13 protein-coding genes are annotated in these 13,510 nt (G+C 65.3%); 5 read left to right on the forward strand and 8 right to left on the reverse strand.

All coding sequences use genetic code 11. The features are described from left to right. Positions 1–166: 166 nt before the first annotated feature. From trmA to doeA, 5 genes are all read right to left on the reverse strand, one after another. Entirely contained in the window at positions 167–1,297 is a 1,131-nt protein-coding gene (gene trmA, locus BOH68_RS14225; protein ID WP_077378432.1) for a tRNA (uridine(54)-C5)-methyltransferase TrmA, read from the reverse strand. A gap of 173 nt (positions 1,298–1,470) precedes the next feature. Further along, on the reverse strand, positions 1,471–2,400 hold the full coding sequence (murI, locus tag BOH68_RS14230; protein ID WP_077378429.1) for a glutamate racemase: 930 nt from the start codon (positions 2,398–2,400) through the stop codon (positions 1,471–1,473). A gap of 50 nt (positions 2,401–2,450) precedes the next feature. Then, positions 2,451–2,951 (reverse strand): Lrp/AsnC family transcriptional regulator, encoded by a 501-nt coding sequence (locus BOH68_RS14235; RefSeq protein ID WP_255303153.1) that lies wholly within the window; start codon positions 2,949–2,951, stop codon positions 2,451–2,453. Next, positions 2,948–4,033: a N(2)-acetyl-L-2,4-diaminobutanoate deacetylase DoeB gene (doeB, locus tag BOH68_RS14240; protein WP_077378423.1), complete on the reverse strand. Its 1,086-nt coding sequence runs from the start codon at positions 4,031–4,033 to the stop codon at positions 2,948–2,950. The genes BOH68_RS14235 and doeB overlap by 4 nt, the downstream gene beginning before the upstream one ends. 76 nt (positions 4,034–4,109) lie before the next feature. Continuing rightward, positions 4,110–5,336 carry an ectoine hydrolase DoeA gene (gene doeA, locus BOH68_RS14245; RefSeq protein ID WP_077378504.1) on the reverse strand — a complete coding sequence of 409 codons (1,227 nt, stop codon included), beginning with the start codon at positions 5,334–5,336 and terminating at the stop codon, positions 4,110–4,112. 341 nt (positions 5,337–5,677) lie between these two features. On the opposite strand from doeA, the gene BOH68_RS14250 reads away from it, so the two are divergent. Further along, entirely contained in the window at positions 5,678–6,634 is a 957-nt protein-coding gene (locus BOH68_RS14250; RefSeq protein WP_308457346.1) for a 2-hydroxyacid dehydrogenase, read from the forward strand. 10 nt (positions 6,635–6,644) lie between these two features. Here BOH68_RS14250 and BOH68_RS14255 read toward each other — a convergent pair whose 3' ends face one another. Further along, a complete protein-coding gene (locus BOH68_RS14255) occupies positions 6,645–7,112 on the reverse strand; it encodes an Lrp/AsnC family transcriptional regulator (protein ID WP_077378421.1) in 468 nt (155 codons plus the stop codon). 119 nt (positions 7,113–7,231) lie between these two features. Here BOH68_RS14255 and BOH68_RS14260 point away from each other — a divergent pair, with 119 nt between their 5' ends. Then, positions 7,232–8,461: a PLP-dependent cysteine synthase family protein gene (locus BOH68_RS14260; RefSeq protein ID WP_077378418.1), complete on the forward strand. Its 1,230-nt coding sequence runs from the start codon at positions 7,232–7,234 to the stop codon at positions 8,459–8,461. 122 nt (positions 8,462–8,583) lie between these two features. Here BOH68_RS14260 and BOH68_RS14265 read toward each other — a convergent pair whose 3' ends face one another. Next, positions 8,584–9,144 carry a DJ-1/PfpI family protein gene (locus tag BOH68_RS14265; RefSeq protein ID WP_077378415.1) on the reverse strand — a complete coding sequence of 187 codons (561 nt, stop codon included), beginning with the start codon at positions 9,142–9,144 and terminating at the stop codon, positions 8,584–8,586. Between the two features lie 351 nt (positions 9,145–9,495). Here BOH68_RS14265 and BOH68_RS14270 point away from each other — a divergent pair, with 351 nt between their 5' ends. The 3 genes from BOH68_RS14270 to BOH68_RS14280 all read left to right on the forward strand — a co-directional run bounded on the left by BOH68_RS14270 (position 9,496) and on the right by BOH68_RS14280 (position 12,559). After that, positions 9,496–10,293 (forward strand): hypothetical protein, encoded by a 798-nt coding sequence (locus BOH68_RS14270; RefSeq protein WP_139345491.1) that lies wholly within the window; start codon positions 9,496–9,498, stop codon positions 10,291–10,293. 225 nt (positions 10,294–10,518) lie between these two features. Further along, on the forward strand, positions 10,519–11,445 hold the full coding sequence (locus BOH68_RS14275) for a lysine exporter LysO family protein (RefSeq protein WP_077378410.1): 927 nt from the start codon (positions 10,519–10,521) through the stop codon (positions 11,443–11,445). Positions 11,446–11,518: 73 nt separating this feature from the next. Next, positions 11,519–12,559 carry a LacI family DNA-binding transcriptional regulator gene (locus BOH68_RS14280; protein WP_077378407.1) on the forward strand — a complete coding sequence of 347 codons (1,041 nt, stop codon included), beginning with the start codon at positions 11,519–11,521 and terminating at the stop codon, positions 12,557–12,559. Here BOH68_RS14280 and BOH68_RS14285 read toward each other — a convergent pair. Then, the gene (locus BOH68_RS14285; protein ID WP_308457345.1) at positions 12,522–13,172 is read right to left on the reverse strand and encodes a gluconokinase; all 651 of its coding nucleotides are present in this window, start codon (positions 13,170–13,172) and stop codon (positions 12,522–12,524) included. The genes BOH68_RS14280 and BOH68_RS14285 overlap by 38 nt on opposite strands. Positions 13,173–13,510: the final 338 nt, after the last annotated feature.

Here is a 13,510-nt window from a genome sequence, read left to right on the forward strand (position 1 = left end):
CAAGACGTTCATCGAGACAGACACGACGAGGCCCCGCCGCCACTATCACTCCCGATGGCTCATGGAGCCGGATCTGGAGTCTAGTTGGCAACGGGGCCTCGGCTTTTCAAGCGTCGAGGCGGAAAACGCTCCGCCGTCTCTCACTTGCTGACACGCCTGCTTTCACTCACTTCCTGACGAGATAGACCCCACACTCCAGGTGATCGGTATAGGGGAACTGGTCGAACAGCGCGAAACGCTCGATGCGATGCGTGCGGCACAGCACCTCGAGATTCTCGCTCAACGTCTGCGGGTTGCAGGAGATATAGACGATGCGTTCGTAGCGCGCGGTCTGCTCGCAGCTGTCGGCATCGAGACCGGCGCGCGGCGGGTCCACCAGCACGGTGCGGAAGTCATGATTCTCGAGATCCATCTCCGCCACGCGGCGCCCCTCCTTCTCGCCGGCCAGTGCCAGCGAGAAGTCCTCGGCGGACATGCGCGCCACCTGGGCATTGTCGATGCCATTGGCCGCCAGATTGACCTGCGCCGAGGCCACCGACGTCCGCGAGATCTCGGTGGCCAGCACGCGACGGAAGTTCTCGGCCAGCGCGATGGTGAAATTGCCGTTGCCACAATAGAGCTCGACCAGATCGCCCTGCTCCCGGCCTTCCGCTCGCGCCTTGTCCGGATGGGTCACGTCGCGCGCCCAGCTGAGCATGGAGCGGCAGATCTCGGCGTTGGGCTGGGTGAAGCTGTTCTCGACCTGCTGATAGACATATTCACGTCCATCGACCTCGAGACGCTCGAAGACGTGATCGCGCGTCAGCACGAGGTGCTGCTTGCGTGAACGCCCGATGATCATGATGTCGAGTTCCTGCTCCAGCGCGCGCGCCTCGGCTTCCCAGTCCTCTTCCAGCTTGCGGTGATAGATCAGCGTGACCAGTGCCTCGCCACTCAGGGTGGTGAGGAATTCACACTGGAACAGACGCTCACGCAGCACCGGACTGGCCTTGAGCCGCTCACGCAGCAGCGGCATCAGCGTATTGATGCGCTGGCTGGCCACCGGGAAGTCGTCCATGCGCACGACCGTCTTCTTCTTGTTGCCCTCATCGTCGAATTCCACCTCGAACATCGCATAGTAGAGGTCGTCATCCTCATGCCAGATACGAAATTCGCAGCGCATGCGGTAATGACTGGGCGGCGAGGGAAACACCTCGAGCTCCGGCGCATCGAAGGCGGCGAAACGGGCGCGGGTCTGCTCGGCCTTCTCGGCAAGCTGCTGTTCATACTGACTGGGATCGACGACGGCGATGGCCACACTGACTCCTGCCTGCGGGCATACCGCAGCACTGAAACGATGAGCAAAGGGACGCGGATGAGGTCATGGAGAGCCATGCCGATCACGTCCATTCAAAGGTTGGGCGCGCTAGCCTACCACCGGCAGCGCGAAGCTCAAGCACGGGTTGGTGACTCATGCAGCGACAGGGGCCGTCAGGGGCCGAGCGCGAGTCCTCGAGGGGCGGCAAACCCCTGGCTTTCAAGTGCAGTGGCAAGGCCGGGCTGACGGGCGTCCGTCGCCAGGGCGATGCCTGCGCCAGACACCTCGTCTTGCGCCAGCGTGGCCTGCGCCGTGCGGGCCGGCAACTCCAGCACCTGGGCCACGCGCCGTGCGATCGCCGCACCGGAATCCACCAACGCCAGCGGTGGTTCACCCGGCGCATTCCTGCCCAGGGCGCTGGCGATATCCGCGCTGAGCAGCGGGAAGTGGGTACAGCCGAGAATCACCACCTCCAGCCCCGGCACCGCCGCGAGATCCGCCAGACTCGCCGCGACCACCTCGGGGCGAGCATCCTCGCCACGCAGACGGCGCTCGGCCTCGGCGACCAGCGGGTCCGCCGCGACGCGAATCACCTGGCAATCCGCCGCGAAATCATGGATCAACTGCTCGGTATAGGCACGCCTCACCGTGGCGGAGGTGGCCAGCAAGCCGAACACTGGCGGCTCGCCCTGTGCGCGGCGCACCGCGCTCTGACGGCTGCGCGCCAGCAGCGCGGCAGGCTTGATCGCCGGTACGGTACCGATCACCGGAATCGACAACGTCTCGCGCAATGCCTGCAGCGCCAGCGTGCTGGCGGTATTGCACGCCACCACCAGGGCACGCGCTACACTTGCCTCGACCGCCGCCGCACACACCTGCGCGATGCGCGTCACCAGCCAGTCATCGGCCTTGGTGCCGTAGGGGAGCGCGGCGTTGTCACACACATAGGCCAGCGGCAACGTCGGCCATTGGCGGCGAATCTCCGCCGCCACCGAGAGTCCTCCGACCCCCGAATCGAAGATCAGCACCGGCGCGTCAGGCGCGTCAGATAGGACATGGGACTGGCTGACAACGGAGCCTGAAGGGGCGATGGAAGGCGCCATGATGATGATATCTCGCGCTGCGAAAGAGGAAGGTCGGCTGCAATGGCGCGCTATTTTACCTGCTTGGTGACGATGTAGGTGAAGTAACGATCGATCCCAAGCTCGGAGACCAGCCAGCGGTCGATCAATCGCTGGTAGGCATCGATGCTCGCCGTCTCGAGACGCAGCAGATAATCCACGCCGCCGCCGACCGCCACGCACTCGATCACCTCGTCCGCCTCGCGCATGGCGCGCTCGAAGCGCTGGAAGCTCTCGGCATCGTGATGCTTGAGGTGTATCTCCACCCATACCGGCGTGCGCGGGGCTGCCACCACGCCACCGCCGCGCTGCGCCTCGAGCAGCGCCTGATTGATGCGCGCCGAATAGCCCTCGATGATGCCGGCCTGCTCAAGGCGCTTGACCCGCTCCCAGCACGGGCTGACCGACAGATTGATCTCCTCGGCCAGCCGCGACTTGGTAATGCGACCATCGCGCTCGAGGATCGCCAGAATCTTCAGATCGAAGGCATCAAGCCTGGGCGCGGGCATCGCGCGCGCAGCGCCTGAACTCATGAGGCATCTCGCGCCAGATCGTCCACCACCTCGGCGATCACCGCCAGCGTATCGCCGAGACTGACCTGCGCCGGGAAACGCCGGGCTACCAGCACGCCGTCGCGCTCGGCACGATATTCCACCGCCGGCTGACCGGCCCGCCCCAGCGGGTAGACCCGAGCCACGCACTGCCCCGCGCTGACCTGCTCACCCAGCGCCACGCACAGTTCCAGCAGGCCTTCATGCTCACTCTGCACGTAGCAGCTGGCGTCCGGCATGTCGATCAGCAGCGGCCTGGCCGCCTGGTCGGCATGGCGTCGCTCGACATCGCCCTCCAGGTCGGCACGACTGCGTTCGCGCAGCACGCCACTGAAGGCGAGGAAGTTGTCGACGCCACGGTCGGCGATCGCCTGGCGCTCAGGCGTGGTGGAACCGCCGCCCCCCAGCTCCGTGGTGACGAAGACCTTGCCCTGGCGTTCCACGGCAGTGTCGTAGAGCGCCTCGGCATCCAGCTCGAACATCATCATCGCCGAAGGCGCACCGAAGGCCAGCGCACCGGCCAGACTCTCGGCTTCCTGATGACGGCACTGCTCCACGCCCAGCGACGCCTCGAGATAGTCCAGGCGGTGCGCGGCCGCGAACGGCAGGATATCCAGGGTGCGACCACCGGAATGCAGGTCCAGCGCGTAGTCACACTGCGGTACCAGCACCCGGGTGAAATAGTCGGCGATCTGCTCGGTAGGTCCCCCCTCGGGATCGCCGGGGAAGCTGCGATTGAGATTGCCGCCATCAAGTGGCGAGCAGCGCCGGCCGGCCTTGGCCGCCAGCGCATTCATGGTCGGCACGATGATGACACGCCCCTGCACGTCCTCGGGCGTGAGGCGGGCCGCCAGCTTGTAGAGCGCGGTGATGCCCTCGTACTCGTCACCGTGATTGCCGCCGGTGAGCAGCACCGTGGGGCCTTCACCGTTGGCGATCACGCTGATCGGGGTCATCACGGCACCCCAGGCAGACTCATCGGTGGAAATCGGCAACTTGAAGAAGCCGTGTTGAAGGCCATCGGCGTTCAGGTCAATGGTCAGGCTGACGGGAGATTCACGCATGACAGGCCTCCTTGGCCGGACGAACTCACAACAACAAAGGCGTATGGCATCGCATCACTGACGAACGGCCAGCCCGTCACTTGACGAACAGCTGGCGGGGCACGTCACACAATGGCTCGGCACCATTCTCGGTGATCAGGATCGACTCGGTGATCTCGAGCCCCCAGTCATCCATCCACATGCCGGGCATGAAGTGGAAGGTCATGCCCGGTTCCAGCACCGTCTCGTCACTGGGGCGCAGACTCATGGTGCGCTCGCCCCAATCCGGCGGATAGCTGATGCCGATGGGATAGCCGCAACGTGCGCCCCCCCGGTCGAAGCCGTACTTGTCCATCGCCGCGCCCAGCGCCAGCGCGATGTCGCAGCAACGATTGCCCGGTCTGGCGATGGCCAGGCCGCTTTCGATGCCTTCCAGCAGGGCGGACTCGCCACGCACGAAATCGCGCGGCGGCCGACCGAGAAACACGGTGCGCGAGAGCGGCGCGTGATAGCGCTTGTAGCAGCCGGCGATCTCGAAGAAGGTGCCCTCGCCCTCGCGAAACGGCGTGTCATCCCAGGTCAGGTGAGGGGCAGCGGCATCACTGCCGGTCGGCAGCAATGGCACGATGGCCGGATAGTCGCCGCCGAGAATCTCACCATTCGGCCCGACCACACCCTCGACCCCGACACGATAGATCTCGGCGACCAGTGCGCTCTTGGGCAGGCCCGGCTCGATCATCTCGAGGATGCGCGAGTGCATGCGCTCGACGATGCGCCCCGCCACGCGCATGTAGGCGATCTCCTGCTCGGACTTGATCGCCCGACACCAGTTGACCAGCGAGTTGGCGTCCACCAGTCGCGCGTGGGGCAACTCCTTGACCAGCGCCAGATGGGCACGTGCCGAGTAGTAGTAGTTGTCGAGTTCGACCCCCACCACGCCGTCGTGCCAGCCGCGCTGCGGCAGGATCGACTGGGCGAGAAACTCCATCGGATGCATGTCCGGATTCTGCACGTAGTAATCCGGATACCACAGGATGTTGTCCTCGCCCATCCAGCAGGTACGCAGCGCGCCGTTGCCGTCCTGACGGCGTCCGTACCAGACTGGCTCACCGCTCAGACCCAGCAGTACACATTGGTGCACATAGAAGGACCAGCCGTCATAACCGGTCAACCAGGCCATGTTGGAGGGGTCGGAAATCACCATCACATCGATGCCGGCACGCGCCATCGCTTCCCGGACACGCTGGATACGGGCGTGATATTCCCCGATGGTGAAGGCCTGGCGTCCGGCCGACAGTGGCCGCGGTACCCAGTTGTCGGGCATCGCCTGCGCTTCGCCATTCGGCAAGTTGTTGAGCCCCGCGAATGGAGGCTGGGCAATAGGCGGATGCGACGGGAATTGGCTCATGCAGCGCTCCTGTTCAATCAGGCCTTGAGGCAAGCAGCACGTCGGGGCGGAGCCTTACGCGCGCCTCTGGTGCCCAGAGCCGTCAACGTATATGCGAACATCCGAATTCCCCTCTTGATTCGAGTCTGTCACTCTGCCGACAGCGGGTCAAAGGCGACTCTGGCACTGTCGCCCTTCCCTTCGGCCCTTGCAAGGGCCGCGCCATCATCACGACATCACCGGGAAATACTCCAGGACCTTTCAGGAGACTCTTTCAGATGAGCCACATGCGAATTCTGGTACATCACGAGCGGGCAGAACGCTGGTGCGAGGCACTGCGTGAGCGTCTGGACAGCAGCGACATCGAGATCCTCGCCGATGACGGCGAGACCCTGGGCCACATCCTGGTGGTGTGGGCACCCCCGGCGGCACTGTTCGAGCGGCATCGCGATCACGACGTGAAGGCGATTCTCAATCTGGGTGCCGGCGTGGACAGCCTGCTGGCCAATCCCGCCCTGCCTCGAGAGGTGCCGGTGCTCAAGCTGCGCGATGCCGGCATGGCCAGCCACATGCTCGATTACGTGCGCTACGGCCTGCTGCACTTCCGACGTGACTTCGATCGCTACGCTGTCCAGCAGTCAGAGCGTCACTGGGCGCCACATCGCGTGGTGCGCGCCAGGCATTATCCGGTCGCGGTGCTCGGCCTGGGTGCCATCGGCCGGCAGATCGCCGAGGCGCTGGCGGCAGACGGCTACCCCGTGCATGGCTTCAGCCGCAGCGCCCACACCCTGGAGGGCGTGACCTGCCACCATGAACAGGGGGAAGGCGGTCGCTCGCTCAAGGCAGTGCTGGGAGATGAAACGCTTGGCCTCAAGGCGGTGATCAACCTGCTGCCCAACACCACCGCCACTCGCGACGTGCTGAATGCAGAGGTCTTCGCGGCCCTGCCCGATGACGCCGTGCTGATCAATCCCGGCCGCGGCAGCAGCGTGGTCGAGGAGGATCTGCTCGCGGCGCTGGAGAAGGATCAGTTGCGCGGCGCGCTGCTGGATGTCTTCCAGCATGAGCCGCTCGCCGGCGACAGCCCGCTGTGGCAGCACCCGAAGGTGATCATCACCCCGCACGCCGCCGCCCCGACCCCGGTCTCCGAGGCCGCCGACCAGCTGGCGGAGAACATCCGTCGCGTGCAGCGCGGTGAGTCCCTGACGGGCATCAGTCTGGAACACGGCTACTGAGACGTGCGTTTCACACCGGAAGCGCAGTGGTCGACTTGAGACACTCCATCGCGAAGCGTGCCGAGACATCGGTGAGGTCATCGAGGGTATTGACCAGCTGCTTGTAGACGCGGTCGTAGGCATTCATGTCCGCGACCTGAACCTTGAGCAGGTAGTCATAGTCGCCCGCCATGCGATAGAACTCGGTGACCTCCTCGATCTCCTCGATCACCGCCACGAACCGCTCGAACCAGGCCCGCGAATGATCGCGGGTCTTGAGTTGCACGAAGGCGGTCAGCCCCAGCCCGACCCGCTCGGCATCCAGCAGCGCCACCCGCGCGGTGATCACCCCGCATTCCTCCAGCCGCTTGAGGCGCTTCCAGCAGGGTGAGGTGGTCAGATGCACCGACTCCGCCAGTGCCGCCAATGACAGGCTGGCATCACGCTGCAACAGCCGCAGCAGCGCGCGGTCCGTGGCATCGAGCACAATTTTCTCCATACTCCCTCCTCACGACAAAATCTTGCTACAGAACATGGCCTACGCCATGACAACTGGCAAGTTTTGCCTGACAGCCGGTCGTACCATGAAGGCTCCTCCCCGCGACAGGAACCGCTGCCATGCCGACCACTGCCTTTCCCCCTCGCTCGCCGTGTGCGCCCTCTTCACTCGCCACTCCCTCGGAGGGCTTGCTGTACAGGACGCCTCTGGAAGCATGGCGACAGGAGTGCCTGGCACAGCTGGCCGCCTTGAAGGCAGCCACGCCCGTCACTCCGCTCAGGGAGCTTGCGCTTTGCGGGCTTGGCGAGGCGCGCGTGCTGATCAAGGACGAGCGCGCCCACGCCAGTGGTTCACTCAAGCATCGACTGGCCATGGCGTTGTTCGAGCAGGCCTTGAAGCAAGGCTGGCTCAGTCCCGGACGCCCGGTCATCGACGCCTCGTCAGGCTCCACGGCGGTCTCTGAAGCGTGGCTGGCACGCCGCCTGGGACTGGAATTCATCGCCGTGGTACCCAAGGGCACCGCATGTGACAAGCTGAAGGCGATTCGTGACGAGGGCGGGCGTGTCGTGGAGATCGAGAATGCCGTCCACCTTTGCCAGTCCGCCCAGGCGCTGGCCGAGGACAGCGGCGGCCACTTCCTCAACCAGTTCCAGCATGCCGCCACGGCCAGCGACTGGCAGAGCGAGACAAGCCTGCCGGGCGAGTGCCTGGCACAGATCGCCGAACGCGAGCTGCCGGAGCTTGAAGCGGTCTTTCTCGGCGCTGGCACCGGCGGCAGCGCCGCCACCTTCGCGCGCCATCTGCGTCACAAGGGTCTTCTTCGCCACTCGGGGCCTCTACACCACACGGGGCCTTTTCACCACTCGGGGCCTCTACACCACAGGGGCCATGGCGCTCGCGTGATCGGCGTGGACCCCGAACACTCCGTCTATCATGCCTGCTGGCAGCACCATCACACCCATGGCACCCGCATGACCTCACTGCCCGCGCCTCAGGCACCCAACCCCATCGAGGGCATTGGCCGCCCCTGTGTACTGGAGGCGTTCGACCCCGTGCACTTCGATGATTATCGACGCATCGCGGATGCCCGCAGCCAGGCGGCGGCACTATGGCTGGCAGAGCATGCCGGGCTTGCCGTCGGGCCCTCCACCGGCACCGCCTTCGCGGGCCTGCTGGAAACCCTCGAGCTCAAGCACGCCCGCGGCGAGGCGCTGACGGGTAGCTGGCTGCTGCTGGCCTGTGATCATGCCAGCCGCTACGCCAGCACCCTGGGCGACCCCGTCTGGCGGGCGGAACACCAGTCACGCCTCGCCCCGCATCGCGCCTGGATCGAGAGACTCACCGCCTGAAACGACGACACCCCGCCAAGGGCGGGGTGTCGTCGTCGAGCATCACGAGGCGCGATGGCAGCTCGTGCCACGGCTCATGTCAGTCGCAATGCATGTCAGCCGCAATGGAGGTCAGTCACGCCTCATGCCAGCAGGGCATTGAACTGACGCAGCCACTCCGGGTGGGCCGGCCAGGCCGGCGCGGTCACCAGCTTGCCGGAGGTCACGGCATCGGTGACTTCCAGTGACACGAATTCGCCACCTGCCAGCTTGACCTCCGGCGCGCAGGCCGGATAGGCGCTGACGCGATGGCCTTCCAGCGACATGGCAGCCGCCAGCAGCTGCGGGCCATGGCAGACGGCGGCGATGGGCTTGTCGGCCTCGACGAAGTGACGCACCAGGTTCAGCACACGCTCGTCCAGACGCAGGTACTCGGGAGCGCGGCCACCGGGGATCAGCAGCGCATCGTAGTCTTCCGCCTTGAGGTCGGCGAAGCTCGCGTTGAGCGCGAAGTTGTGACCCGGCTTCTCGGTATAGGTCTGATCGCCTTCGAAGTCGTGGATCGCCGTCTTGACGATATCGCCTTCACGCTTGTCCGGGCATACCACATCGACCCGATGACCCATCGCCTGCAGCGCCTGGAACGGCACCATCAGCTCATAGTCTTCCACAAAATCTCCGGCAATGATGACAATGCTGGCCATGATGATCTCCTGATTGAACAAACGGGGTTGGCATCACTGCATCGCGCTCGCCTGACATCACCTCTGCCTGACATGTCGGGAAGCCTGCAGCTCACGCACAAGGCGTTCCCAGAGTACCTGTCCGGCGCGCATGAGCAAGCGCTGAAATAGCGTCCTGTGCCTGATGCGCCTGTCATCGGGGCCATCGCCAGCGGGCCCTCATGCGTCATCCACGACTGGCAGGAGAGGTGCGCCAGCGCGAGGGAACCTTGCATGCGGCCACGCTGCCCAATCATCATGCTCTCGCCCCGAACGACACCACTCCCCAAGGGCGACCCCATTTGCGGACAGAAAGCTTCGACAGGAGTCACCATGCTTGCCCTTGTACCACGACGAATCCACTGGACACGCCTGCGACGGATACCCTCGCCTCGCCGCCTGAACGGCTGGCTTGGCGCGATGCTGCTGGGATCAGCCCTGTTGAGCACGGCGCAACAGGCGAGCGCTGACGTGAGCAGCGCGGAGTCTCCCGTGCCCTTCACCGCTCAATACACCCTGGTGCTGGACGGCTGGCCGGATGTGCCCATCACGCAGCGCATCAGCCAGAGCGGGGAGCTTTACATCGCCAGCATGGAGGCCTCCATCAAGGTGGCCAGCGGCTACGAGCAGGGACGCTTCCTCCTCAAGGAAGGCCAGCTGCAGCCGGCCGGGTATCGTTCCGGTTATCGTCTGGCGGGTATCGGCAAGGACTACAGCCGCGAGGCACCCGAGCCTGACGAGACGCTCCTCCCCGACCGCCAGACCCTGCTGGTACTGCTGAGCCAGCAGGCCGATGCCCAGTGGGCCGCGGGAAGTTGCCTGACGGGAGCCCCCTGTGCGCTGGAATATCTGGATCACAAGGGGCGCACCCGGACACTGATGTATGAGATCCAGGCCCAGGAATCCCGCGTGGCCGCCGGTCAGACCTTCCGCACCCTGCGGCTGGACACCTGGCGCAAGCATCGTGATCAGAAGCACTACCGCCTGTGGCTGGCCCCCCGCTGGCCGGGCCTGATGGTGGCTCTCGACTACCTCGACTACGAGGACAGCCCCGCAGGTGAAGTCCCCGAGCGCTCCGCACATCTGACCCTCGACCGGCTCAGCAGCTCGCGGCGCCAGGCCAGTCCGTGACCCGTCGTGAGGCTCGGTGTCCGGTGCTCTGAGTCCAGAACTCAGTGTCCAGGCCGCGGCATAAGCCGCGCTGATCCCCCATCAGCAGTTATCGCGCAGGATCCACTCCCGGGGATACCCTCTGTCCCCGGCAATCGTTACAGTAACCCTTCCCAGTGATACTCACTGACAATCAATCGCTTACGTCGCTCTGGTCCTGTCGACGGCCAATGACAAGGAAGGGTCATGCTCTCGGGTCTCATCTTCATCCTGCTGCCGCTGATTCTCGGCTATCTGGTGCGTATCGAGCAGCCCGCACGTCTGGCGGTCGTCAATCAGCTGGTGAATGCCTCGATCTACGTCATCCTGTTCCTGATGGGCATGGGGCTTGCCGGGCTGGAGCAACTCGGCGCCGGCATGGCCGCCATGAGCGGGCAGGCGGTGATTCTGTTCGCCATCATCACGCCATTGAATCTGCTGGCACTGTGGGCGCTGTCACGCCGCAGTGCACTGCGTGCGGATGCCTCACGCGTGGTGGAGGGAGCGCCGATGACCCGCTGGGAAGCGCTGTCCGGCTCCCTGACACTGGCGGCGGCGGTCGCGCTGGGCGTCGCGGCGGGCGTCGTGCTGGGACTGATGGAGATCTCGCTCGACACCGACACCCTGGCCGAGTGGGCACTCTATGCCCTGCTGGCGCTGATCGGCTGCCAGCTGAGAAGCTCCGGCATGAGCCTGCGCCAGATCCTGCTCAACCGCCATGGCCTGTTCATCGCGCTGACGGTGATGGCGAGCTCGCTGCTGGGCGGACTGCTGGCGGCACCGCTTCTGGCACTCGACTGGAATCAGGGCATGGCGATGTCAGCCGGTTTCGGCTGGTATTCGCTGTCAGGCATCCTGATCGGTGATCAGCTCGGGCCGATTCTGGGTGGCGCAGCCTTCTTCAATGACCTGAGCCGCGAACTGCTCGCCTTCCTGTTGATCCCACTGACCATCCAACGCTTCACGCCGCTGGCCATCGGCTTCGGCGGCGCGACCTCGATGGACTTCACTCTGCCAGTCATCCAGCAGACCGGCGGTGTTGCCTGCGTGCCCGTGGCCGTCGTATCCGGCTTTCTGCTCTCGCTGGCCTCGCCGCCGATGATCCTGTTCCTGCTCTCGCTCAGCCACGTCTGACGTCGTGGTCCTTGCCGATGACACCCCGGAACGGTGACACTCGGCCTCTCTCTTTCCAGCGCCTGACATTGCCATGCCGCCTCTGCATCACACTCCACCGCGCCCCAGACGCGTGACGCTCGCCGACATCGCCGCTCGCCTGGGCGTGACCAAGGTCACGGTCTCGCGCGCGCTCAACCAGCCCGAAAAGGTCTCCACCGCCATGCGCGAGCGGGTACGGGAGTGCGCCCGCGAACTGGGTTACATGCCCAACCGCCAGGCCGGCAGCCTCGCCAGTGGTCGCTCCCGGCTGATCGCGCTGCTGATCCCGTCACTGTCCAATGCCGTGTTCTCGGAACTGCACCGGGGACTTGAGGCACCGCTGGCCGCCGCCGGCTATCAGCTGCTGATCGGCCATACCGGCTATTCGATGGAAGAAGAGGAGCGCCTGATCGAGACTTGGCTCTCGTTCGGCGTGGACGGTCTGGTGCTGTGCGGCAGCCGCCACAGCGAACGCGTCACCGAGATGATCGCGCGCTCCGGCTGTGCCGTGGTGGAGTGCATGGAAAAGCGTGAGGCGCCACTGGACATGGCAGTGGGGCTGGATCAGCACGCCGCCGGCCGCGCCATGGCGGAGGCGATGATCGAGAGCGGCCGCCGGCACATCGGCTTTCTGGCCGCGCGCATGGACCGCCGCGTCGAGCAGCGTCTGGCGGGCTGGCGCGCCGCCGTCGAGGCCGCCGGCCTGTCACAGGAGTACCTGATGACCACTCCGGCACCCTCAAGCGTCAAGCTGGGCGGCGAATTGCTGGACGAGATGCTGACTCGGTGGCCGAATCTCGACGCCGTCTTCTGCTGCAACGACGACCTGGCCGCCGGTGCACTGTTCGAGTGTCAGCGTCGCGGCCTGGAAGTGCCGGCACGGCTGGCGCTGGCCGGCTTCAATGGTCTGGAGATGACCCGTGGCACCTGGCCTGCGCTTGCCAGCGTGGTCACGCCGCGCCGAGAGATCGGCGAACGCACCGCCGCCCTGCTGCTGGCACGCCTGAGCGGCGACCACGCCTCCACGCCGCGTGGCCTGTGGGAAGACCTGGGCTTCAGCCTGCAGAGAGGCGGGAGTCTGCCCCGGGCGTGAGCGCTTTCGAGGATGCGTGCTGCGCCGTCAGCTGCTGACACATCTGTTCGACCAACGCCTGCGGTGTGGCACTGATGTCGAGGGTATAGACGCGCTCCGTCTCACGCTCAGGCACCTCCAGGGTCGCCAGCTGGTCATCGAGCATGGCGGCGCCCTTGAAGAAGTGATCGGTGCGCGCCTCCAGGCGCTCCAGCAACAGCTCGCGCATGCCTTCCAGGAACACGAAGCCCAGCGCCGCATCCCCGCCACGCAGCTGATCGCGATAGCGTCGCTTCAGCGAGGAACAGGCCAGCACCAGACTGCGTCCCTCGCGGCGCGCCTCATCGATCAGCTCGACCAGGCGGGCCAGCCAGCCATGGCGGTCTTCATCATTGAGCGGGATGCCGCGCGCCATCTTGGCCACGTTGGCCTCGCCATGATAGTCATCACCGTCGATGAACTGCGCCCCCAGACATGCCGCCAACGCCTGGCCGACATGCGACTTCCCGCACCCGGACACGCCCATCACCACCAGTCGCACCCCACCCTCGGGCAAGGTGACGCTCTCGTCGTCCAGCGCGACGCTGCCCTGAGCGGACGCCGTGGATGACACCCCTTCTGCCTGCTGCTGCATGACACCCCTTCCCCTTGAAGAATATCCGTGTTGTCTGTCGTCCCACCTTGCCACCCGGGCCGGCCACGGCGAACCCTGTGTGGCGAGCCCATGAGCGGCGGCGCTGCGCAGGATACCCCGCGCAGTATCATCCATGTCGTGGCGACCCGGCGACATGCACCTTTCGGATCATTGCACAGACGCTTATGTTACCGGTAACTTTCATCCTGCACGAAGCAACAGGTCTTGCACAACAGGTCTTGCACAACAGGTCTTGCACAACAGGTCTGCACAACAGGTCTGGCAAAACCGGCCCTGCACCACAGGCCTCACACGACACGCCTCACACCATACGCCCA

Origin of the sequence: Cobetia sp. MM1IDA2H-1 (assembly GCF_002916775.2) — a bacterium.
GTDB lineage: Bacteria > Pseudomonadota > Gammaproteobacteria > Pseudomonadales > Halomonadaceae > Cobetia > Cobetia marina.